The 20,960-nt window shown below is 64.3% G+C and carries 21 protein-coding genes; 10 read left to right on the top strand and 11 right to left on the bottom strand.

The window, feature by feature from the left end; all coding sequences use genetic code 11:
* Positions 1-10 precede the first annotated feature (10 nt).
* A complete protein-coding gene (locus LOS8367_RS19020; protein ID WP_165761408.1) occupies positions 11-454 on the bottom strand; it encodes a hypothetical protein in 444 nt (147 codons plus the stop codon).
* Positions 455-511: 57 nt separating this feature from the next.
* Positions 512-919, bottom strand: coding sequence for a c-type cytochrome (locus tag LOS8367_RS07415; RefSeq protein WP_242665529.1), 408 nt, complete (start codon positions 917-919; stop codon positions 512-514).
* 177 nt (positions 920-1,096) lie between these two features.
* Here LOS8367_RS07415 and LOS8367_RS07410 point away from each other — a divergent pair, with 177 nt between their 5' ends.
* On the top strand, positions 1,097-1,939 hold the full coding sequence (locus LOS8367_RS07410; protein WP_085895833.1) for a universal stress protein: 843 nt from the start codon (positions 1,097-1,099) through the stop codon (positions 1,937-1,939).
* A 161-nt stretch (positions 1,940-2,100) separates the two neighbouring features.
* Here the strand turns inward: LOS8367_RS07410 and LOS8367_RS07405 are convergent, their stop codons facing one another.
* Complete coding sequence (locus tag LOS8367_RS07405) at positions 2,101-2,865, bottom strand: response regulator transcription factor (RefSeq protein WP_085895832.1); 765 nt, start codon at positions 2,863-2,865, stop codon at positions 2,101-2,103.
* Between the two features lie 537 nt (positions 2,866-3,402).
* Between LOS8367_RS07405 and LOS8367_RS19180 the strand changes: the two genes are divergently transcribed.
* The 3 genes from LOS8367_RS19180 to LOS8367_RS07390 all read left to right on the top strand — a co-directional run bounded on the left by LOS8367_RS19180 (position 3,403) and on the right by LOS8367_RS07390 (position 5,668).
* On the top strand, positions 3,403-4,263 hold the full coding sequence (locus LOS8367_RS19180; RefSeq protein WP_207569232.1) for a hypothetical protein: 861 nt from the start codon (positions 3,403-3,405) through the stop codon (positions 4,261-4,263).
* 123 nt (positions 4,264-4,386) lie between these two features.
* On the top strand, positions 4,387-5,022 hold the full coding sequence (locus LOS8367_RS19015; RefSeq protein WP_207569231.1) for a hypothetical protein: 636 nt from the start codon (positions 4,387-4,389) through the stop codon (positions 5,020-5,022).
* A 40-nt stretch (positions 5,023-5,062) separates the two neighbouring features.
* Positions 5,063-5,668, top strand: coding sequence for a helix-turn-helix transcriptional regulator (locus LOS8367_RS07390; protein WP_085895831.1), 606 nt, complete (start codon positions 5,063-5,065; stop codon positions 5,666-5,668).
* On the opposite strand, the gene LOS8367_RS07385 is transcribed toward LOS8367_RS07390, so the two are convergent.
* A complete protein-coding gene (locus tag LOS8367_RS07385) occupies positions 5,665-6,249 on the bottom strand; it encodes a hypothetical protein (RefSeq protein WP_133056302.1) in 585 nt (194 codons plus the stop codon). The two genes, LOS8367_RS07390 and LOS8367_RS07385, sit on opposite strands and share 4 nt — an antisense overlap.
* 70 nt (positions 6,250-6,319) lie before the next feature.
* On the opposite strand from LOS8367_RS07385, the gene LOS8367_RS07380 reads away from it, so the two are divergent.
* Together LOS8367_RS07380 and gspG are read left to right on the top strand one after the other, a co-directional pair.
* Positions 6,320-6,874, top strand: coding sequence for a prepilin peptidase (locus LOS8367_RS07380; RefSeq protein ID WP_085895829.1), 555 nt, complete (start codon positions 6,320-6,322; stop codon positions 6,872-6,874).
* Positions 6,865-7,299: a type II secretion system major pseudopilin GspG gene (gene gspG / locus LOS8367_RS07375; protein WP_165761406.1), complete on the top strand. Its 435-nt coding sequence runs from the start codon at positions 6,865-6,867 to the stop codon at positions 7,297-7,299. Before LOS8367_RS07380 ends, gspG begins: the two co-directional genes overlap by 10 nt.
* On the opposite strand, the gene LOS8367_RS07370 is transcribed toward gspG, so the two are convergent.
* The 6 genes from LOS8367_RS07370 to LOS8367_RS18795 form a co-directional block, all read right to left on the bottom strand.
* Entirely contained in the window at positions 7,257-7,844 is a 588-nt protein-coding gene (locus LOS8367_RS07370) for a hypothetical protein (RefSeq protein ID WP_085895827.1), read from the bottom strand. The genes gspG and LOS8367_RS07370 overlap by 43 nt on opposite strands.
* A gap of 38 nt (positions 7,845-7,882) precedes the next feature.
* Positions 7,883-8,263 carry a type IV pilus modification PilV family protein gene (locus tag LOS8367_RS07365; protein ID WP_085895826.1) on the bottom strand — a complete coding sequence of 127 codons (381 nt, stop codon included), beginning with the start codon at positions 8,261-8,263 and terminating at the stop codon, positions 7,883-7,885.
* Positions 8,247-9,455, bottom strand: coding sequence for a type II secretion system F family protein (locus LOS8367_RS07360; protein WP_165761404.1), 1,209 nt, complete (start codon positions 9,453-9,455; stop codon positions 8,247-8,249). The genes LOS8367_RS07365 and LOS8367_RS07360 overlap by 17 nt, the downstream gene beginning before the upstream one ends.
* A gap of 66 nt (positions 9,456-9,521) precedes the next feature.
* Positions 9,522-10,040, bottom strand: coding sequence for a hypothetical protein (locus LOS8367_RS07355; RefSeq protein ID WP_085895824.1), 519 nt, complete (start codon positions 10,038-10,040; stop codon positions 9,522-9,524).
* Positions 10,037-10,573, bottom strand: coding sequence for a GspMb/PilO family protein (locus LOS8367_RS07350; RefSeq protein ID WP_165761403.1), 537 nt, complete (start codon positions 10,571-10,573; stop codon positions 10,037-10,039). The genes LOS8367_RS07355 and LOS8367_RS07350 overlap by 4 nt, the downstream gene beginning before the upstream one ends.
* 17 nt (positions 10,574-10,590) lie before the next feature.
* Complete coding sequence (locus LOS8367_RS18795) at positions 10,591-11,619, bottom strand: hypothetical protein (RefSeq protein ID WP_133056301.1); 1,029 nt, start codon at positions 11,617-11,619, stop codon at positions 10,591-10,593.
* Positions 11,620-11,702: 83 nt separating this feature from the next.
* On the opposite strand from LOS8367_RS18795, the gene LOS8367_RS07340 reads away from it, so the two are divergent.
* The 3 genes from LOS8367_RS07340 to LOS8367_RS07330 all read left to right on the top strand — a co-directional run bounded on the left by LOS8367_RS07340 (position 11,703) and on the right by LOS8367_RS07330 (position 16,711).
* The gene (locus LOS8367_RS07340; RefSeq protein WP_085895821.1) at positions 11,703-13,124 is read left to right on the top strand and encodes a GspE/PulE family protein; all 1,422 of its coding nucleotides are present in this window, start codon (positions 11,703-11,705) and stop codon (positions 13,122-13,124) included.
* A gap of 168 nt (positions 13,125-13,292) precedes the next feature.
* Positions 13,293-15,731 carry a multicopper oxidase family protein gene (locus tag LOS8367_RS07335; protein WP_085895820.1) on the top strand — a complete coding sequence of 813 codons (2,439 nt, stop codon included), beginning with the start codon at positions 13,293-13,295 and terminating at the stop codon, positions 15,729-15,731.
* On the top strand, positions 15,728-16,711 hold the full coding sequence (locus LOS8367_RS07330) for an SCO family protein (protein WP_133056300.1): 984 nt from the start codon (positions 15,728-15,730) through the stop codon (positions 16,709-16,711). Before LOS8367_RS07335 ends, LOS8367_RS07330 begins: the two co-directional genes overlap by 4 nt.
* A gap of 359 nt (positions 16,712-17,070) precedes the next feature.
* Here LOS8367_RS07330 and gspD read toward each other — a convergent pair whose 3' ends face one another.
* On the bottom strand, positions 17,071-19,125 hold the full coding sequence (gene gspD / locus LOS8367_RS07325; protein ID WP_242665528.1) for a type II secretion system secretin GspD: 2,055 nt from the start codon (positions 19,123-19,125) through the stop codon (positions 17,071-17,073).
* A gap of 255 nt (positions 19,126-19,380) precedes the next feature.
* Here gspD and LOS8367_RS07320 point away from each other — a divergent pair, with 255 nt between their 5' ends.
* The gene (locus LOS8367_RS07320) at positions 19,381-20,502 is read left to right on the top strand and encodes a penicillin-binding protein activator (RefSeq protein ID WP_085895818.1); all 1,122 of its coding nucleotides are present in this window, start codon (positions 19,381-19,383) and stop codon (positions 20,500-20,502) included.
* Positions 20,503-20,960: the final 458 nt, after the last annotated feature.

Here is a 20,960-nt window from a genome sequence, read left to right as displayed (position 1 = left end):
AAATGGGCGATCAGTGACGCGGCCTTCTCTGGCCGGTGCCGCGGGTCGTCGGATCGGTGACTGCCGTCACCGCAAGGTCGATCAGCGCGCCGATCAGCGTCGCTTCGGCGATCAGCCACCAGGCCCCCGGCCCCGGCTGCGGCAGCCATTCGGAGCGCGCCCAGACGACGCCCAAAGGCTCCTGCGCCACGAGCAGCAACACCACGCCCATCCAGAGCCCGATCCAGCTACCGCGAAAGCCGGCCGGCAGGTGGATGTCGAACACTGGCACGCGGTCAAATTGTCCCGCCAAGCCGACCAGTGCGCCGAGGATCACCGACCAGAGCACAATGCCCCAGACCAGCATGGTTTCCGCAGCCGAAACCGGCGTCAGCAGCAGCGGTGCTGCAAGCCCGAACACGAGACCCAGCGACTTGGCCAGCGCCACGCGTTTCATCAGCGGTGTGAGCGTCATGTCGATGTCCTCCTGTCTTCAGTATCGACGGAGCTCGGCCGCGCGCCTTGATCTGGATCATCCCTCCTGCAGTGTTTCGAGATATTCGGAGAGTGCCACCAGCGGCTGGGGCGTCGGCGTGAGGATCCCGTCGCCCGTATCGACATGCAGGGTCGGGCCGGTGAAGACCTGCGAGTATTCGGGCATCACTGGCGCCGGGTCGTCCTGCCGGAAATAGCCGTCGATATAGGACATGACATGGACCATCGGGAACGGCTCGCCCTCTGCGCGCAGCCGTGTCAGGTCGGCCGGGGGCCGCGGTAGCCCCTCGGCCAGCGGGCCGTTGCCCCGCCCGCCCGCGCCATGGCACGCGGCGCAGTTCTCTATGAAGAGCGCGCGCCCCGTGGGCAATTCCGGCTCCGGCACGGCGCAGGCGCCCAGCAGCGCCGCCCCCGTCAGCGCGACCGCGGTGATGATCGGTTTCATGTCCTGCTCCATCGATGCCTCCGGGCCCGTACCGGCCCCTGCCCTGAGCACTCGCCGCTCCGTCGCGGCGGCGCATTGATCTGGATCAAGCGCCGCCGCCCGTCGGCTTGATCGGGATCAAGGCGTGACGTCATGCAAGACGGCAGCCTTGGCGCATCGCATTCACAGGAGAGACACATGCCCCGAGGAACCGTCGCCGTCCTGGCCACCGACGCCGCGCTGGATCGCGGCGCCATCGCTACAGCGCTCGCGCTCACCGAAACTGACGAGGCGCATCTCGACATCCATTGCCTCGGGATCGAGAGCACGCCGCCGGACGCCTATCTGGCGGGACCGGCGCTCATGCTGACCATGCCCGACCCGGAGACCGCGCGCGAACGCGCCCGCGAGTTGGAGGCCGAGATCCGGCCGCTGATCCCGGCGCATCGCGGCAATGTGCAACTGCATCGCCACCACATCCGCGAAGGGCTCATCGGTCACGAGGTTGGCCGCATCGCCCGGCTTGCCGATCGGATCGTCGCCGCCGCACCCTATGGTCCCGAAGCGCGCCCGCTGCAGGTCGCGACGCTGGAGGCGGCGCTATTTACAGGTGGGCTGCCGGTAATCGTCGTTCCCGATGGCGGCGCCGAGATCGCGCCCAGCCCCTCTCGGCTGATGGTGGCTTGGGACGACAGCCGCGAAGCGATGGTCGCGGTGCGCGCCGCTCTGCCGATGCTGCGCCGCGCGGGCTGCGTCGACGTGGTGATCGTCGATCCCGACGTGCAGGTCGGAGACCGTTCCGACCCGGGCGGCGATCTCGCGCTGTTTCTGGCGCGCAACGGGGTCAAGGTCGAGGTTTCGGTTCTGGCGCGCAGCCGGTTCCGTGTCTCCGAAGTGCTGCGTCGCCATGCCTTCGACACCGGCGCCGAGGCGGTGGTGATGGGGGCCTATGGCCATTCGCGGCTGCGCGAGCAGCTTTTCGGCGGCACCACCCGCGAGATGCTGACCGCGGCGCGCATGCCGCTCATTCTCGCGCGCTGAGGCATTCGGCGACCGCAATGCGCCGCAGCTGCTCACGGCCGGACCAAGACACTCCGACCACACGGCAGGCGCCGTATTGGCGGTACTGCGCATCGGCGACAGGTCGTTTCAGGCGCTGCTCCGCATTTGATTGCGGAGCAGCGCCTTCTCGCGAATGGGAGTTAGACCGGGTCCGGAGACAGCCCGCCGGCGGCGTGTTCAGAAGCCTCCGAATGTCTTTCGAGATCCGCCGAGGCCCGGTGCGGCAGGGAAAGTGCGACGGCCACGGCGCCCGCACGGTTACGAACGCTCAGGGCGCGATAGATCGCACTGACATGCACCTTTACCGTGGCCTCTGCCAGATCGAGGTGCCTGGCAATGGCCTTGTTGGTCATGCCTTCGGACAGGAGGGCCAAGACGACCGCTTGGCGAGGCGAGAGGCCCAATTCTTCTTGATAGCGCCGTTCTGTCGTTGCGAAGTGATCGCGTCCACCATTGCTACGGGACGATGCCACGACCTCGATCTGCGGGCGTTCGGTTGCAAGATCGGGAAGATAGATGCCACCGTTCAGCACGATATCGATTGCTTGCCGGATCTGGGATGGCGACTGGAACCGCCCGATGAACCCGTGAACGCCAAGCGAAAGCGCGCTCAGGACGCTGGAACGGGAATACCGCCCTCCGATACAGACGATGCTGGCCTTGGGGTAGCGACGTTGCAGCATCATGACGGTAGAGCTGCCCTTTCGCGCCAATGTACCGGAGTCGATCATCACCAGGCGCATGCCATAGGAATGCACGCGCCCCGGAAGCCCGGCTAATCCCTCCTCGGGCGAGGCAATGCAAATTCGGTCGCTAGTGCTCTGCTCATTATATTCATGCAGGGCATTGACTACTTCGTTGTCTTCACTCGTATCTGGAATAAGCGCTAAAATAGACACTGACATGACCTTAAACCCACCAACAAGTCAAACTGAATAAAAATGCACACCGTAGTCCCGTATTGTGGTTCGCACCCCCATACTTTCCTCGGCCCTCAAAGATAGTACCTTGGAATTAATTATCCGTCAATATACTAAAGATCGAAAGAATTACTATTAACAAATATAATACCCAGCCGGCGCATAAAATGAGGCAAAGGTATTAATCGACCTTATTTACTGCCTGTAACTTCGGACCGCGGCGGCCTGACCGAGGTACAATTCCGGCTACACGGCGGACCCGAGCGACAGCTCCGCATACCACCCCACGCCCTACTGGCAGGGCCTCTCTCGTCTGGCCCGCCAAAACGAAGCATAGAAGCCTGAACTCGAGGCAAGCATAAACCAAGGTTTATGCCACGGCATCCGTCCTGCTTTCTGACCCGATAAACCTACGGATGATAGCCAGCGGGAGCGAATCCCGCTCTCCTCATGGGGCGCAGCCGTCCGCCAAACCGGCCAATGACACCCTGATCACCTGCCGGGATCGAAAAGGATATTCCGATGAAACGAATTCTGTTGACTAGCACATTCCTGGTCGCATCCGCCTCCGCGCTTGCAGCCTCACCCGCCGGCGAAGCCCTTTTGGAAAAATATAGAGAGGCCGGATACAGCCGCGTTCAGGTAAAGGAAGGCCCGAGTCAGATCAAAGTGGAGGCCACTTCGGGAAATCAGAAAGTCGAAGTCATATACGACTCGGCCACAATGAAGATCATCAAGCAGGAAACCGAGATGGCCGGCGAAGATGACCGGCGCGGCGGGTTCGAACTGAGTCAAGAAAGCCGTGATTTCGTCGAGGTCCGGCGGAGCGGCGCAGGGAGCCCTGTCGTCAGAGACAACAGCAGTACCGGCGGCGGAGGAGTCCCGACTTCCGGAGAGGCACTTCTGCAAAAATACAAGGAGGCTGGATACAGCCGTGTAGAGGTCAAGGAGGGCCCGAACCAGATCAAGGTCGAAGCCACCTCGGGAGATCGGACGACCGAGATCATCTATGATGCGGCAACGATGAGGATTCTCAAGCAGGAAACTGAAACGGCCGACGACGACGACCGGCGCAGCGGCTTTGAATTGCGGCAGGAGGACCGTGACTTCCTCGATGTGCGGCGACGGGACGACGATGGTCGCATCGACGACGATGACGACGACGACGACGACGACGATGATCGCGACGACGATGACGACGATGACGATGACGATGACGATGATCGCGACGACGATGATCGCGACGACGATGACGACGACGATGATCGCGACGACGATGATGATGACGACGATGACGACGACGATGATCGCGACGACGACGATGACGATGACGATGACGATGACGATGACGATGACGATGACGACGATGACGACGATCGCTGAATGGGCCAGGAGAACGGCCTACGGCTCTCGCGTTGTCGGGTGTCTGGACGATCTGGAAACTGACTGAAAAAAGGGCTGCCGGACTTGATCCGGCAGCCCTCCGCATCCCAGGATGAGAGGCGCATGGGTATACTTGCCAATGGGTGGAACGCAGTTCGGATGATGGCTGCGGCCGCGCTGGTGTCCAGCCTGCCACAGCTGGTGTCGGCGCAGACGATCCAGGATTCCATCGTTCAGCAGTTGATCGCTCAGGGTTTCACGCGGATCGAGATTTCCCAGACGCTTCTCGGTCGGACCCGCGTACTGGCTTGGCGGCATGACCTGCAGCGCGAACTGGTCTTCAACGGTGCCACCGGCGAGATATTGCGCGACTACTGGGTGCGGGAACAAAGCCGTGGAGATGCCCGCACGGCGCCGCGTCTGGTCGAACCGGGCAATGGCGCCGCGGGCTCTTCCGGCTCCCGACCGGTGACAAGCGGAGTTCGTTCGCCATCGAACGCTTCGGATGGGGACAGCGGAAGAGAAACCGACGACGATGACCGCATTGACGATGATCGCGATGACGATGATCGCGATGACGACGATCGTGATATCGACGCCGGCGACGATCATGATGACGACGACGATGATCGTGATGACGACGATCGTGATGACGACGATCATGATGATGACGACGACGACGACGATGACGACGACGATGACGATGACGATGACGATGACGACGATGATCGCAGCGGCCGCCGAGGGGGAGATCGGTGATATATGAAGACTTGATCGCGCCCTGTCGCCGGCATCGCTCGTGACTCAGGGCTGGCCTCTAACGGCGGTTCTGGCCGTGCAGGCCGTCTGCGGCCTCTTCTTTCTGGGCAATATCGTAATCTCGGTGCTCGGGCTCACCACGATCAGCTGGTTTGCGCATGAACTCATCGAGATTGGCGCCGCGATCGGGCTGATCCTCGGCAGCGTTCTCGGTGCCGTGGCGCTGTCCAAGGCCCGACGAAGGACCGCCTATGTCGAAGCCCAGCTTCAGGCGGCTTCGGGCGCCTTTTCCCAGATCCTGGAACAGCGTTTTGTCGACTGGGGACTGACGCCGGCGGAGCGAGACGTCGCCCTGCTTTCGATCAAAGGAATGTCGATCAGTGAAATCGCCGATCTGCGCAACAGTCGCCCCGGCACGGTGAAGGCTCAGACCAGCGCGGTCTACCGCAAGGCAGGAGTCTCCGGGCGTCCGCAGCTGTTGAGCCAGTTCATCGACGAGCTGATGTCGGATTCCATGCTGGAGCGCGACCTGAACCCGCCTGCCACCTTGCCGAACTCCAATGGCCATGATTGCGACCCTGCCGCTCCGTCGTCCCCTGAAACCGAACCCCTTGCCCCGGCCAGTAACCGCATCGCCGATAGCTAGAGCGGGCGGTCCTCCGGCCCAAGCCTGCGAATGCGCAGTTCCGCGGCTTGACCAGCCGCCCTGTCCAGTGCCTGCAGCCGCAGCGCTTTTTCCCGGAGTGCATCCGGGGCGATATCGGGATTGATCCCGCCGGTCCGGGCCACCTGGGTCACCAGCGGATAGAGTTCGGCCCGAGTTGCGGCATCGTATCCTAGTCGCGCAAGCGTCTGCCGCTCGCTCGCGTAGCGCGTGCCGGGTGGCAAGGACGTTTGCATGGCCTCGCGCCGACGATAGAGCTCTGCGCCGTCGATCGGCAGCAGGGCCAAGACCTCCGGCGGCGCCAGGTATAGATCGACCAGCCCGTCGATATCGTTCAACCGCACCTCCCATTCGACACCTCGATAAGCCAAGGTGACAGGACTGCCATCGCGCGGCGGCAGACCGTCGGCGCGTGCCTCCGCCGCGCTCAGACGGGCGCGCAGCAATTCCCGGATGGAGGCTGTATCCAGCGCGGTGACATGGCGGCGTTCGAGCGCGGCCAGCACTTTCGCATTGGACGCGCCCCTGAGCTGCAGTCCCACCGCGCTTGCGGCGACCAGCATGACGCCCAACAGCGTTGCCAGGAGCACAACCCCTCGGTTAGGCTGGCGGATAGCATCTGGATGAATCCTCATGACCGTCCCTGCTTTGCTTGCCGTACCTGCCCTCGCATTTGCCTATGCAGCCGGTTTCCTGATCATCTCGGCCAGCGCTTCGGCGGGACTTGAGGCGCTTCTCGCCGCGGGCCTCTCGCTCCCCCTGATCTGGTTGAGTCTGACCGATCTACGCCGGTTCGAGATTCCCGACGGAGCCGTCCTCATCATCGCCGTTGGTGGCGTTGCATTCCAGTATTTCGTTCATCCGCATCGCTGGTTTGTCGAGCTCGGCGCAGCCGTGGCGCTCATGGCCCTGCTCTGGACTGTGGGTTACTGTCTTTACCAGCGTGGCGGCCGCGAAGCCTTGGGCATCGGGGATGCGAAATTGATTGGTGCCGGCGCATTGTGGACCGGTTTCGCGGATATTTGGCTGGCGCTGTTCCTTGCATGCATCGGCGGGATCATTGCGGCGCTGGCAAGCAAACCCTTCGGGGTATCCGGGGCGCCGCGAGAAATACCCTTCGGGCCCTTTTTGGCCTACGCGATCTATCTTGTGTTCCTTTTACAGATTTCGAGTGTGTCATGGTATTAATCGACAAGAGAAAACCCCGTAATGCGCAAACCGGGCTGACGCTTCTGGAAGTCATGGTAGTCCTGGCGATCATCGCGCTCGTGGTCGGGCTGAGCGCGCCGCGGCTCATGAGCAGTTTCGGAAGGGCCAAGGCTCAGGCCGCCAGCGTCCAAATGGCCAATCTTAAGGGCGCCTTGCAACTCTATTACATTGATCTGGGCCGCTACCCGACCGAAACGGAAGGGCTAAAAGCGCTGATTTCCCCGCCGATCGGGGCTGCAAACTGGCTGGGCCCCTATGTCGACTCGGAGGAGGCGCTCACCGATCCCTGGGGCCGCCCGTTCCTGTATCAATATCCGAGCGCGGAGGGCGATTTCGCCCTGATCACGCTCGGTCGGGACGGTCAGCCCGGCGGCAGCCGGGAGGATAGCGACATCACTTCCTGAGAGAGGCTTCGCGCCGGTCGAACGACCAGGGGCGGCAGGGTCGTACCCGCGGCGTCGTATTCGATCCGCACCAATTCCGGCAGTGGTGCCGTCATGGGCCACACCTCGTGCCACGCCGGGCGCATACCCGGCACTGGCGAACCCCAGTATCGAACCTGCAGGCCCTCCGAATGCTCGACCAACGAGAAATCGGTCCGAGGTCCTTCCGCGGAATCCACGCCGGGCGCGACGGCGCTCACGACGACCGGACGGATACCTCCCGAGGCGGTGGCGCGCTCCAAGGTCACATGCACCAGATCGCCGGGCCAGAAGGGCGGCTCTTCGATCGAAGTTTCGAACTCAATACGACCGTCCGTGCCCCATAGTCGCCCTTGGGGCGGTATGTCTTCGATCAGGCGGCGCAGCCGGTCTCGATGCAGCAGCAGCCCGGTGCCGATCTCCGAACCGGCGAAGCGTACCCCTGCCCGGCTCGTCAGGCCCAGCGCGGCGGACATGATAAGGGCGATCGCGCTCATCATGGCAAGCGCCAGCAACAGTTCGAGCATGCTCGTCCCCCGTCGGGGGTGGCGCGGCCTGCCGATCTTCACAACTCGACCTCATCCAAAGCAAGGTTGCGAAACTCGACTTTGCGCTCTTGATCGCCGACCGGCCAAGCCGTGACCGTGATCTCGACCAAGCCCGGCCCGGACGTGCCCCTCGCCTCCGAAACGGCCCATTGCCAGTCGCCGATCCGCCCCTCGCCCCGGGCCGGCAATACGCCGCGGGTGGCCAAGTGTTCCTCACTGATCGAGCGGGCCAACTCCACCAGCCAGGCGCGCTCCATGCGTTCGAAGGACTGGCGCATCAGGAGACGCGTGAACTCCAGCGTACCACCGACCACGACGGCCAAGACCGCGAGCGCGATCAAGGTCTCGATCAAGGTGAAGCCCGACCGGGGCCGACGATGTTCAGAAGGCAAGTTCATTGATCGACATCACCGCATCCATGATGGTGTAGACAAGCCCGCCTATGGCACCGCCGACCAGCAGCGTCAGCGCCGGGGTCAGCGCCTGCAGCAGTCCTTGCACGCGTCGTTCGAGTTGCGTGGCCAATACGGAGCATAGCGTCTCCAGAACCTCCTCCAGCCGGTTGGTTTCCTCCCCGATACGGAAAAGCTCGACGAACAGCGACGGCAAGCCGGTCTCGCGTTCGGCGAAAGCGCCATGCGCCCGCCCGCCACGCCTCAGTGCGGCGGCGGCGTCCCGCACCGGCCGAGCGAGGATATCGCTTTCCTTGGCAACGGCTTCGAGTGCTTCGGGCAGCGTGAGCCCGGCCCTCAACAACAGGCGCAGCCCCCGCGTCAGTCGCAAGAGTGCTGCGTCGCGCAGCACCGGGGCGATCAAGGGCAAACGCAGAGCGAGCCGTCCGGCAGTCGGCCGCACAGCCATTGCCAGCAGGGCAACGCATCCTGCCCCGCCCGCGAACAGGAGCGCCGGCCACCACTGGATCAGGAACTCTCGCAGGCCCAGAAGCAGGGACAGGCTGGCGGGCATGGGGCGCGCCTCGCCGTCGAAAAGCGGTGCGAGAGCCGGCGCAAGCGACATCGTCACGAGCAGCAGCAACGCCAGCCCGCTTACCAGCAGCAGGATCGGATAGAGCAGCGCCGATGTGATATGAGCGCGCAGCTTCTGCTGACGCCGCAACAGCTCAGCAAGATCGCGCAGCAGTTCCGGCATGGCATTGGAGGCCTCACCCAGACCCAGCAGCTCCCGAAAGACCGGCGAGACGGGCGGACCGACCTGTTGGAATGCCTGCGCGAAGGGCAGGCCCTCCGATACGAGCCAGATGACCCGTTGCAATCGCGTTCTCGTGGAATGCCGCATCGAGCCATGTCCGAGGACGCGCAACAGGCTCGGGATGGGCAGGCGCACGCTGAACAGAAGCGCGAGCTGCTCGGCCAAAAGCGCCTGCTCTCCCAATGGCAGAGGCCTACGTGGCAGAACGATCTCGCGGCGCAGCCAAGAGGTGCGCGACGGGCTGCCCGCGTCACGCAGTTCGACGACGGAAAGGCCCATGGCGAGCAGGGTTTCATAGGCTCCGCCCTCTGAGGCGCTGTCGATCTCGCCGGCTTCGCGCTGGCCACTGGTCGAATAGGCGACATAGGAGAACATCGGCATCGGCATGGCCCCTCTCGGCCGGCGCGACCATCGCTATGCGCGGGTCCCGACGGCGGGTGACAACCTTCACTCCAGCATCTTCACGGTCCTTTCCGAGGCCTCCGCCTCGGTGCGCATCACGATGCTACGCTGGGTGATGGCGGTGATCGTCCAGCCCGCAACGGAGTCGCCCTCGCCTACCCAGAGTGGCTCGGACCTTCCGCGTGCCACGACCAAGGCCCGCGACCCTGACGGGTGCAGGATCGATGCGAGCAAGCGCAGTTCGGTCGAAGGATCCGCAACGGACCTGGTGGGGGCAACATCGGGTATGGCGGCAGGCTCCACCGGTGCGGCATCTGCCGCGTCCTCGGCGCGATCGATTGAAAACAGCGGCCGATCGGCGAGATCGGCGAGCAGAGCCGCGTAATCCCGCGCCTCTGGTGTGTCCAACGTGGGCCCTGCTTCTACCGTCGCATCGGCGCCTGCATCGATCTGTTCCAATAGAAAGATCCGCTCAGGCGCCCGATGATGCAGCACCGCCATCGCGCCAAACCCGGCAATGACCGTGAGATGCGCGGTGGGGGGCCAGGCGCCAAACAGGGTCATGCCTCCTCCTCCTGCACCCAGAAGCCCCAAACCACGAGCTGGAACAGGACCGGTGCCTCGACAGGCCCGTTTGCCCGCAGGTCCCGCTCGCGCGAGGCCTCGTGCAGCGACAGATGCGAAACCGCCAGACGCGGCGTGACGGCTTCGAGACCGGCGAGAAGCCGAGCAAAGGCGGTGAAATCGCTCCTGCCCTCGATCTCGACCGCGACGGCGGGACGGGTCAGTTCGGCGGGGGGCCTGGCCTCCGCAAAGGCGGAAAGCTCCAACGCGGACTGTCGGCCCAGCTCCACGAGGGTCTTTTGCAACGTCAGTACGGCGTCGCTCTGATCGGCGGCGGTTTGAACCACCTGCGACGGCAGTTCCGCACCCTCCCCCGCTTTCTCCCAAACGGTGATCCGCCGCTGCAGCCCATCCCGCTCACCGCTCAGCCGCTGCAGATCGGCCTCCAATGCGGTCCGTCGCAATTCGCCCGGGTAAATCACGGCGGCGAAGAGAGCGGCGCCCAGCCCCGCCAACAGGAAGGGGGCGATCATGCCGAGAAATCCCCCCTTCATGTTCCGCCCTCCCCCTGCTCGAGCACGACCAGCAGTTCGAACAGGCTTTGGCCCGTCACCGGATCGACCGAGACCGGGCCGTCGATCTGGGCATGTCGCGCCCATGGCGCGTCACCCAATGCCTCGACCACCGAGGCCACATCGATAGCCGACTGGCCCGCCAACCAAAGCTCGTCCCGATCGATCTGCAGCGCGTCCAGACGGACGTTTTCGCCCAATCGCTCCGTCAGGTCCGCGAGGATCGGGAACCGCCGATACTCAAGATTGAAGATCCCGAGTTCCGAAGCGATCTCCGCAACAGACTGGTCACGCGTCGTCGCCTCCGCGCGTGCTGCGACCGCCTGCTCCCGAAGCTGGGCCGTTTCCAACTCGAGCGCAGCCACCTGAGCCGCGAGCGTGGACAGCTCCCGCCACTGGCCGAAGCCTCCCCAGGCCAGCGTTCCGACAAGCACGCAGGCGGCGATCAGTGTCCAGAGCCGCTGCGGCCGGTCGGTCTCGTGGCGCAGGTCCACGAAAGGTGTCACCTCCGCCGCACCGGCCGCGATGACCCGCCGCGGCATGAATCCCATGCGCCGCACTTCGTCGATCAGGTCCGACATTTCCGCCCGCTTGACGATGAGTGCCCTGTAGACGATCGAGTCTCCCTCATGTCCGTCGGGGACCACTGCCCAGAGCAGCCCGGCCCCTCCGGCGGGCATCTGTTGGCGAAGCCGCACCGAGATCGCTGCCTCGGCGTCTCGACGGATCGCGCGCGGCAGGCTGATCCGTTTCTCCAGCATGATTTCGGGCGCCAATACGAGGTCGACGGGATGGCGCCCTCGGCCATGGGCACGCAGCTGGCTTTTCTCCTCGTCGCCGATCGGGGTGTTGCGGATCACGATGCTGCGGGCCGTGCGGGGCGGCAGGCCGGCAAAGAACAGCCAGTCGGGAAACAGCAGATGCCGCAAAGCGCGAAGCCGCTGCCCGGCCTTGCCCCATATGACTGATACCGTCCGCATGATTGACACAGCAGTCTGCACCGTCATCCCCTTAGCTGAGGCATTCTAAACCACGGGCCGGGACGGTGGATATTGGAAGAAAGGCTTATGCAACGGACTGGGACGCGCGCTTGGCCGCGGCCATCGCGGTCGCTGGTCTGCTGGAGCCGGAGGCGTTGAAGGCGGCACGCGAGATGGCCGCACAGCGCCAGATTCCCCTCCACAGGGTGCTGATCGACCACGGCCAGATCGACGAGGAACTGCTCCTGCCGCTGGTTTGCGCAGAGCTCGATATCAGCTTCGAAGATGGTCGCGCCGGCGCCGGGACGCGGCCGGACGTCGCCACCATTGCCCGGCTCTCGGCCAAGTATCTGACCGACCGGGCGGCGGTCCCGCTCGAGCTGGACGGCGCGGAGAAGCAGGTCGTGCTGTTGTCCGATCCCGCCGATGCCGAGCTTCGGCAGGAGATCGCTTTTCACTTGGGGCGACAGGTGGAGATCCGTGGCGCGACGCGGCGCACGATCCGCCAGCTTCTCTCGCAGGTCCGCGAGGAGGACACCGCCGCCGGGCGGCGCATTCAACGGCTCGACACGGCGGATGAACCACCCGAGGCCGAGGGGCCGGTCATCCGTTTCGTCAATGACAAGCTCGCGGATGCGATCGCGCTTGGCGCGTCGGACCTCCACTTCGAGGCCGCAGGCAATGCGCTCACGGTCAGGCTCCGCATCAACGGCGTCCTCGTGAAACAGGATGTCCAGTCCGAGCTCAGTCCCGCCGCGGTACTGGCACGTCTCAAGGTCATGGCCTCGGCCAATGTCTCCGAGCGTCGCCTGCCGCAAGATGCCCGTCTTACGTTGCCAATGGCCGGAAGGGTCATCGATTTCCGCTTCTCCTCCCTGCCGACGCAGAGTGGCGAAAGCATCGTGCTACGCGTGCTCGATCCCTATGCGCTGAAGATCGGCTGGGACGCGCTGGGGTTCGAGGAAGACATCGCCCGGGGCATCCGTCGCGCGATCGAAAGACCGAACGGGCTCTTCCTCGTCACCGGCCCGACCGGCTCGGGCAAGACCACCACGCTCTATACGGCCGTCGCGCATCTGAACACGCCGAAGACCAAGATCGTCACCGTCGAGGATCCTGTCGAATACAATCTCGAAGGAATCCAGCAGGTACAGGTACAGGAGGCGATCGGGCTGAGCTTCGCCCGTGTGCTCAGGGCCGTGCTTCGGCAGGATCCGAACGTGATCCTGATCGGCGAGATCCGCGACCCGGAGACCGCCGAGATCGCCTGCCGGGCGGCGCAGGTCGGCCGGATGGTGCTGTCGACGCTGCACACCAACAGCGCGGAAGGGGCGGCACTGCGGCTCGAGGATCTCGGCGTGCCACGATACATGGTCTCCGACGTCCTGCGCGGGGTGCTGTCGCAGCGCCTGGTCGCGCAGCCATGCCCGGCCTGCGCTGGGGGCGGCTGCGCGTCGTGCAATTTTACCGGTGCCGCGGGGCGTCGGCTGGAAACGCAGCTTCTGGAGTTCGGAGTTTCACCCCGGCCGTGAATACCCGGTAAATCGTCAAGCCCCGTTAACACTTGTATTGGGGCATAAGCCCCTAATTCTGTTTAAGACGTTCAGTCGATAGACAGTTTCCGCTCATTAACCAATCATAGGGAGAGGCAATATTCGCACGGCGCTTCGCAATTTGCGGAGCGCCCACGGGAGGGATTTATGTATCTCAAGCCTCACGCATCGCGCCGCCGCAAAAAGGAAGCGCAAAACGCTCGCAACAATCGCGCCGAAATCGTCAAGGCGCTTTCGCAGGGCCAGGTAAGCCGACGCGAGCTGTTCAAATGGGGCATCTTCACCGGCCTCGGCACCTTGGCGAACGTCAACGGCCTCAGCCCCTTCGCGACGAGTGCCTACGCCGCCGTGCCGACCGGCGTGCCGCGCAGCCCGACCTTCGGCGCCCTGCCCTTCACGCAGCCGATGCCGCGGCTGCGGCTGGAGGAGCCGCACGACCTCGTGCCGCGGGCCAATGGCGGCGAGACCGAGCTCGCCTTTCCGTCCTATCTGGAGGAACCGGCGGCGCGGCGACTGTCCTACCATACCGATTTTACCGAGTCGGACGGCCGCGATTGCCGCAATCCGAAATTCTCGGGTGGCCCGATGGAAGGCCGGCCACCGGGCGATTATTTCGCGCATCAGAGATGGCTGGAATACCTGCCGAAGAAGGGCTTCATCATGACGCTCGGCCGGCTGGACGACGGGTTCTCGTTCCATCCGAATTTCCCCGAGCAGGACCGCGACAGCATCTGGACCTTCAATTCCGGTCGCAATGAGGATGCCGTGCTGCCGCCGCCGCTGATGAAAATGCGCTATGGCGAGCCGGTGATCTTCCGCCACTACAACCAGGTGCCGGAGGACCCGAAAAAGAACAACGGTTTCGGCTCGGCCAGCCAGGCCACGCACAACCACAACGCGCACAACGCTTCGGCCAGCGATGGCGCCTCCAACGCCCATTTCTTCCACGGCCAGTTCTACGACTACCACTGGTCGACGACGCTGGCGCGGGCCGACATGATCAACACCAACGCCACCGACCGGCGCGCCTCGGGACCTGACGGCTATGGTGGGCTGAACCTTGTGAAGGGCGATTTCCGCGAGTTGCAGAGCTCGCTGTGGTTCCACGACCACCGGTTCTTCTTCACCGCCGAGAACGTCTACAAGGGCCATCTGGGCGCGTTGAATTACTACAGCGGCCCCGATCGCGGCAATGAGTACCTCGATGATGGCGTCAACCTGCGGCTGCCGAGCGGCACCGAGCTCGACTGGGGCAACATCGACTTCGACGTCAACCTGATGATCTCGGACGCGGCGCTGGACGAGGAGGGGCAGTATTTCTTCGACATCTTCGAGACCAACGGCTTCCTCGGCGACCTCATGCTCGTCAACTTCGCCTACAAGCCGTATTTCGAGGTGCTGCCGCGCAAATACCGCTTCCGGTTGCTCAACGCCTGCATGTCCCGCTTCATCCGGCCGGGGCTGATCAACCAGAGAAACCGCTGGGTGCCGATGACGGTGATCGCCACCGACGGCAACCTCATGGTCAACCCGGTCACGGTGAACCAGCTCGATCCCATGGGTACGGCCGAGCGCTTCGACGTGGTGGTCGATTTCAGCCAGTTCCCGATCGGCAGCAAGATCCGGATGCTCAACGTCGCCGAGCATGAAAGCGGCGAGAGACCGAAGGAGTACCTGTCGCGGAAGGACGCGATCGATCAGGACAGCGACGACCCGGCGGTGGGCACCTTCCTCGAATTCCGCGTCGTCGACCGCGTCAAGTCGGTCGACAACCCGGGCAAGACGCACTACGCCAACGACCGCGATTACAGCCGAGTGCCCCCGCAGCTGACCGAGCAGATTCCGATCATCGATCCGGTCCGCGTGCGCCATATCGAATGGAAGGGCACCGATACGCCCAGCGAGCTCTTGAGGGACGAGTGCTTCCCAGATTGCGACGAACGCAACCGGGAAGGCTTTGGCTGGACCGTCAGGATCAACGGCGAATCGAACCATTTCCTGAACGCCAACCGGGTCAGCATGCTGGTCCCACGGCCCGGCGAGACCGAGCACTGGATTCTCGAGAACGGCAGCGGCGGCTGGGATCACCCGATCCACCTGCATTTCGAGGAAGGGATCACCATCGATCGCGGCCGCAAGAAGCTGTCGCCGCTCGAGCGCGGTGTCCGCAAGGATGTCTGGCGCACCGGTCGCGGGGGTCAGGTGAAGATCCAGGTCACCTTCGGGGAATATGGCGGCGCCTATGTCACCCATTGCCACAACACCGTGCACGAGGACTGGGCGATGCTGGCGCGCTACGATTTGCTGACCGACCCCACTGATCCGAAGCAGTCCCAGCATCATGTCACCATGGTTCCGACGCCGAACCCGACGAAATACGGCGTCACCTATGTCGACCCCGAGATCCTGCCCGAGGGCAATCCCTTCGACCGCAAGTTCGAAGGGGGAGTCGGCAATGACGGTGAGGAAAAGATGGCGGCATCGATGAACAGCGTCGCCGCCAGCGACCCGCCAACCCCGCGCAAGACACGCAAGTCGCGCAAAACGACCAAGAGCGCGCGGCGCAAGGCGAGGAGACGGAAGTGATACGGGGGTTCATGCTGCGCGGGCTCGCGGTCGCCGCCATCCTGGCGACCGCACCTGCCGCCCAGGCCAGGTGGGAGCTCGACTATTTTCCGAACACGCCGCTCCTGACCCAGAAGGGCGAGAAGGTCCGCTTCGTGGACGACGTGCTGGACGGGCGGATCGCCGTCGTCAACTTCATCTATCTCGACTGCCCGGACATCTGCGGCCTCGCCACGGCGCGGCTTGCAAAGGTCTATGAATGGCTTGGCGAGCGCATGGGCGAGGAGATCGTGTTCGTCTCGATCTCCCTCACGCCGGAACGAGACACGCCCGAAGAACTCGCGGCCTATGCGGCGGCCTTCGGCGCGGGGCCCGGCTGGTATTTCCTGACCGGCGATCCGGAGGAAGTGGCGCTGCTGCGCTACAAGCTCGGCGAGCGCAGCAAGCAGCTGAGCGATCATCGCAGCGACATGCTGATCGGCAACCCGCTGACGGGCGAATGGCGGCGTTCCTCGCTGATGGGCAACCTCGTGACGGCGACCGCCGAGATACTGGCGCTCGATCCCGACTGGGTACCGCCACAGGCCGAAGTCAAGGTGATCGAGGGAGAGACGCTCGAGCGCTTTGCCGCGCGCAACCGTGAAGGAGAAGGCCTTTTCATAAAAGGTTGTGCCGCGTGTCACTCGATCGGTGACGGGGTCCGCGTCGGGCCGGACCTCGAAGGCGTGACGCTGCGCCGGGATCGCGACTGGCTGATGCGCTACATCATGTCGCCGGACCGGATGCTGGCCGAGGGGGACCCGATCGCGGTCACGCTCGACGCCGCCTATCCGGCGGTCCGCATGCCAGCTTTTGGCTTGGGCGAGAACGACGCGGCTGATCTTGTCCAGTATCTGCACAGTGAGACCCTACGCCTCGAGGGCGTGGCGGAACCCGCCGCCGCCGCGCATGACGGTCACACCGCTCACGATCTGGACGACCCGAGCGACCACCAGCACTGAACAACGACGCCAACCAGGCTTGGAAGCTCCTTGGCTTGCAGGGCATCGACCCGCGAGATCTCCAAAAGGTCTCGCGGGTCTTTTCTCGCGCAGGCTTTCTGACAGAAGAACCTCGATCCGGCGCCGGTGGAGCGAGTGCGGCGACGCAATGACCCTACATCGAAAGGGTTGCCCTCATGCTTTCGAATCAGCCGCTGGGGTTGCAGGCTAATGATCTCTTGCCAGCACTGACTGAAATCCGTCCGCGCGCGAAAAACCGATTACGAAGCGCGACCCTGCGATTCGCTTGAATTCGCCCCCGAACACACTCGACGTTTCAAACGGACTGCGGACCCGCCGCGAATGTCTATTTTGCGTACTCAGTACAGCCCCTCGATTTCGAGCGGGAGATGGCGCACTGGCTTTCGATTCAGAATGGTGCGGGGCACCGGCCGTACATCGGCGGCCTGCAGCCGGTCATAACGTTGCTCGGCGGCCTGTCGGATGTCGGATTGCTCCCGCAGGATGGTGGGGCGCATGAACACGAAGAGTGTCCGGGTGGTGGACTGTCCGTTCCGCGACCGAAACAGGTTTCCGATCACCGGCACGTCGCCGAACCCGGGGACCTTGCCCTCCTGGCTCGTCCGATCGTCGGTGATCAGCCCGCCCAGCACCACGGTCCCTCGGTTGTCGGCCAGAACCGTCGTGTTGATGGCCCGGCGATTGGTGACAAGATCCGCGGCCCCTTCGACGGTGGTCCCCACTAGGCTCGAGACTTCCTGGTTGATCGAAAGCTGGACGACGTCGCTGGCGGTGATCCGTGGCACGACGTCCATCGTGATGCCGACATCGCGACGCTCGATCGTCGTGAAGGGTGTGACCGAATTTCCATCGGTCACGAAGCTGCCTGTGCGGAACGGCACGTTCTGACCGACGACGATGGTCGCGGGCTCGTTGTCCAGAGTTGTCACGCTGGGCGTCGACAGCAGCCGCGCGCGGCTCGACTGAGACAGCGCCTGGACCAGAAGGCCGAAGTCGTTGCCGCTTGCCGACATGGTTAGACCGGTGGAAAGCGCGACCGAATTCGGCGCCCCCAGCGCCGTCAGCACGTCGGACAGCGAAATCCCTCCATTGCCGAAGGAGGTCGCGGCCAATTGCCCGGGCGGGGTGGCATCGCCAAAGCCCAGCTGCACTCCGAGACGTTCCGCCACCTCGCCGGAGACCTCGACGATCGCCGCCTCGATCATCACCTGCGGGCGGCGGACATCGAGCGCATGGACCAGCTGGCCGATTTCCGAGATCTGTGCGGCGGTGCCCCGAACCAGGATCGAATTCGTATCGACGGAGGCCTGGATCGCGACCGCTTCCGGGGTCGCGGTCACGACCTCCAAAGGTACGAAGCCCTGCTCGCCCTCGACGGCGGTCCCGTCGGCGGCAGCGATGACTGTCGACCCCGCGACTGGTCCTATCGCATCGCCCACCGTGCCGCGGATGATTTCCGCGACCACAGCAGCGTCACCGTATTTCAACCGGAACACCCGGGTGGACACGGCGGCCTGCGGGCTGCTGCGCTGGGCCACATCCATCGAACGTGCCAGTTCCCGGATCTCGCTGATCTCTTCCGGCGTGCCCCGGACCACAAGCTGGTTGCTGGACGGGTTCACCGAGAACCGCGCGCCTGTCGCGTCGTCACCGAGCACCTCGGCCAGTGCCCGGCCGACCGAAACGGCATCGGCATTGGCAAAGCGGATCACCTCGGAGCGGGCCTCGTCGGCTCCGTCGAACGCGCGCGCGATGGATGTGATCCGGTCCACATTCGCCCGCGTGTCGGTCACCAGTATCGCGTTGGGATCGGAAATGCCCTCGATATAGCCGGATTCGGCGACCAGCGGACTAAGCACCCTGACCGCTTCGGCTGCAGGCAGACGATCGAGGCGCACCATCGTCGTGACGAAGTCCTGCGCACCCGTCTCGGATCCCGGCTGCGCACCGCTGATCGTCCGCGCCCGGTCCGCCGGCACCACCTGCCATGTATTGCCTGCACGCACGGCGAGGAAACCCCGAACCTGCAAGATCGACTGGAACAGCGCCCAGACCCCCTCCTCGTCGAGCCGCTCGCTCGAAACGACGCTGACGCTGCCCTGCAGTTGCGGATCGAGAACCAAGGTACGCCCGGTGATCTTGGAAACCTCTTCCGCCAGAACGGAAATATCCGCTTCGCGGAGATTGATCACGAACTCGCCCGTTCCGGGCTCGGCGGTCTGGGCGACAACCGGCGCGGCCATGGCGAGACATGCCCCAATCGCCATGGAGCGAGCGAGGCCGAGCCGCCATGCGCGCATGGCACCACGGCAACCCGCGCGTGGCAGCGGAATGCGGCTGGTATTTGATTGCCTGAACCATCCCTTCAGGCCTGCGACCAGGTAATCCACCATCAGCCTTGTTGTTTGTGCTGCTCTTGCTCTTCCATCGGAGGCTAGCGCGAACCCCGGTTCAATTCACTTTGATGCCACTTTCCGAGCCAACGCAATGCCGGCTGGTGCAGTCACGCCACAGTGCGCCCCCTGGGCTTCGGCCTCCCCCATCGAACGGATTCCCGGGCCCTCGACTTGCCACGAAGTGCTCCCTAGGCTCGCGAACGGAGGTGCCTCGAAAGCGCTCCGAACCCACGCGCAGCATGAGGTCCCCATATGTCATCGCGATCCACCTCGCCGAAGACACCGTTCGGCGGCCAAGCCACCGAGCCTCGGCTTACCCGGCGCCGGCTGCTCGGCGGACTGGCGACCATGCCGGCATTGTTCGGACTTTCCGCATGCAATCCCAGTGGGGAGCCGGAGCTTCCCCCTCTTGGCACGACCGGACGCGCAGCCTTGTTGCTCCCATTGTCGGGGCAGCATACCAAGCTCGGGCAAGTCATGGCCGAAGCGGCCCGCCTTGGTGGAGCGGTGGATGGTCCCGGGGCCGAAATTGCCCTGCACGACGCGGGCGCCGATGAGACGAGCGCGGTGGCAGCAGCCAATCGAGCCGTGGAAGCGGGCGCGAACATGATCCTGGGGCCGCTTTTCTCGAACCAGAGCCAAGCGGTCGCCGCAGCGGTCGGCGCGCGCGTGCCCGTCATATCCTTTTCGAACAATGACGCGATCGCGGGCCGGAACCTGTATGTTTTCGGGATCACCCCATTGCAGTCGGCAAAGGCCGTTCTGCGTTTCGCTTCCGCGCGCGGAATGCGGAGGATCGCCGTCGCGGTCCCGCCCGGGGCATATGGAGAGCAGGCGGTGGCAGCGGCGCGCAAGGTGGCGCCCGAATTCGGTATCACCCTTTCGGATCCGCTCCAGGCGAGCGACCCGGGTGGCCTCGTCTCCCGCCTGGCTGCAGCATCGGGCGGGCGCCTTCCGGATGCGGTATATCTTCCTGCGGCCTCCGCAGGCTTGGCGCCGATGGTTGACGCGGTGAAAGAGGCCGGTCTGCAGGTCCTGGGTTCGGAGCAATGGGCCACGATCCCGCCGCACCAGTTGGGCGCCCTGAATCAGGCGTGGTTCGCGGGGCCGGATCCGATCAGCTTCGAGGCCTTTGCCCTTGGCCTCGAAGAACGGATCGAAGGAGAAGCCGGTGTCACCGCAGGGCTTGCCTTCGACGCGGCGAACATGGCCCGTCTTCTCGGCCGCCTCGGTCAGCAAGACCCGAAGGGGCTGCATCGCTTCGCCGGTTTCAACGGGGTGCTCGGCCCGTTTCGTTTCATGGAAACCGGTCTCGTGGACCGACAGTTGTCGATCCTCGAGGTCAGGGAGGGAACGACGATACTCGTCGCGTAGCGGAAGCTGCGCGAAGTTGGGACCTCCCACCGTATCCTGCCGGCTTTCACCGGCGGCGCTGCAGAACGCGGGCTTGCGCCGCAATTGCTCCACTGCCCAGTAGCGTTATCCCATGCGCACAGCCTCGGTAGCGCCGGGGACTGAGACGCGATTTACGGTGGCGATACGGAAAAGGACTTCGGGCTCGTGGGGGCCGGGATCTCTTGCAGCGATGCGCTCCCCGCAAAGCCGTGCAGCTTTCCACCAACTAAACTCGCGACGGCCACTAGGCCGGATTTTTCATGGCCGATCGGCGCTGTCCTACGCGAGCCGAATGGTGCGATTTGCTCGGACGCACCATCTTCGCGGGGATCGATATCCACGCCACCGCCTATCCGCTCCCATCGGCGAATGACGCGCTCTAGGATTTGAGTTCCAAGTGTTGGCAGGAGGCAGAGCTACTTGTGCCTCGCGCGAGC

The sequence above is a fragment of the Limimaricola soesokkakensis genome, assembly GCF_900172345.1.
Taxonomy (GTDB): Bacteria; Pseudomonadota; Alphaproteobacteria; order Rhodobacterales; family Rhodobacteraceae; genus Limimaricola; species Limimaricola soesokkakensis.
This window is presented reverse-complemented; position numbering and strand designations above follow the sequence as displayed.

What these genes read in the sequence shown, in the direction of transcription:
- LOS8367_RS19180 (WP_207569232.1), top strand. Translation starts at nt 3,403, where the DNA reads ATGAAACGAATTCTGTTGACTAGCACATTCCTGGTCGCATCCGCCTCC.
- LOS8367_RS07415 (WP_242665529.1), bottom strand. Translation starts at nt 919, where the DNA reads ATGAAACCGATCATCACCGCGGTCGCGCTGACGGGGGCGGCGCTGCTG.
- LOS8367_RS07370 (WP_085895827.1), bottom strand. Translation starts at nt 7,844, where the DNA reads ATGCTCGAACTGTTGCTGGCGCTTGCCATGATGAGCGCGATCGCCCTT.
- LOS8367_RS07320 (WP_085895818.1), top strand. Translation starts at nt 19,381, where the DNA reads ATGTCATCGCGATCCACCTCGCCGAAGACACCGTTCGGCGGCCAAGCC.
- gspD (WP_242665528.1), bottom strand. Translation starts at nt 19,125, where the DNA reads ATGGTGGATTACCTGGTCGCAGGCCTGAAGGGATGGTTCAGGCAATCA.
- LOS8367_RS19020 (WP_165761408.1), bottom strand. Translation starts at nt 454, where the DNA reads ATGACGCTCACACCGCTGATGAAACGCGTGGCGCTGGCCAAGTCGCTG.
- LOS8367_RS07405 (WP_085895832.1), bottom strand. Translation starts at nt 2,865, where the DNA reads ATGTCAGTGTCTATTTTAGCGCTTATTCCAGATACGAGTGAAGACAAC.
- LOS8367_RS07335 (WP_085895820.1), top strand. Translation starts at nt 13,293, where the DNA reads ATGTATCTCAAGCCTCACGCATCGCGCCGCCGCAAAAAGGAAGCGCAA.
- gspG (WP_165761406.1), top strand. Translation starts at nt 6,865, where the DNA reads ATGGTATTAATCGACAAGAGAAAACCCCGTAATGCGCAAACCGGGCTG.
- LOS8367_RS07385 (WP_133056302.1), bottom strand. Translation starts at nt 6,249, where the DNA reads ATGCTGGTCGCCGCAAGCGCGGTGGGACTGCAGCTCAGGGGCGCGTCC.
- LOS8367_RS07410 (WP_085895833.1), top strand. Translation starts at nt 1,097, where the DNA reads ATGCCCCGAGGAACCGTCGCCGTCCTGGCCACCGACGCCGCGCTGGAT.
- LOS8367_RS07355 (WP_085895824.1), bottom strand. Translation starts at nt 10,040, where the DNA reads ATGACCCTGTTTGGCGCCTGGCCCCCCACCGCGCATCTCACGGTCATT.
- LOS8367_RS19015 (WP_207569231.1), top strand. Translation starts at nt 4,387, where the DNA reads ATGGGTATACTTGCCAATGGGTGGAACGCAGTTCGGATGATGGCTGCG.
- LOS8367_RS07360 (WP_165761404.1), bottom strand. Translation starts at nt 9,455, where the DNA reads ATGCCGATGTTCTCCTATGTCGCCTATTCGACCAGTGGCCAGCGCGAA.
- LOS8367_RS07380 (WP_085895829.1), top strand. Translation starts at nt 6,320, where the DNA reads ATGACCGTCCCTGCTTTGCTTGCCGTACCTGCCCTCGCATTTGCCTAT.
- LOS8367_RS07365 (WP_085895826.1), bottom strand. Translation starts at nt 8,263, where the DNA reads ATGAACTTGCCTTCTGAACATCGTCGGCCCCGGTCGGGCTTCACCTTG.
- LOS8367_RS07350 (WP_165761403.1), bottom strand. Translation starts at nt 10,573, where the DNA reads ATGATCGCCCCCTTCCTGTTGGCGGGGCTGGGCGCCGCTCTCTTCGCC.
- LOS8367_RS18795 (WP_133056301.1), bottom strand. Translation starts at nt 11,619, where the DNA reads ATGACGGTGCAGACTGCTGTGTCAATCATGCGGACGGTATCAGTCATA.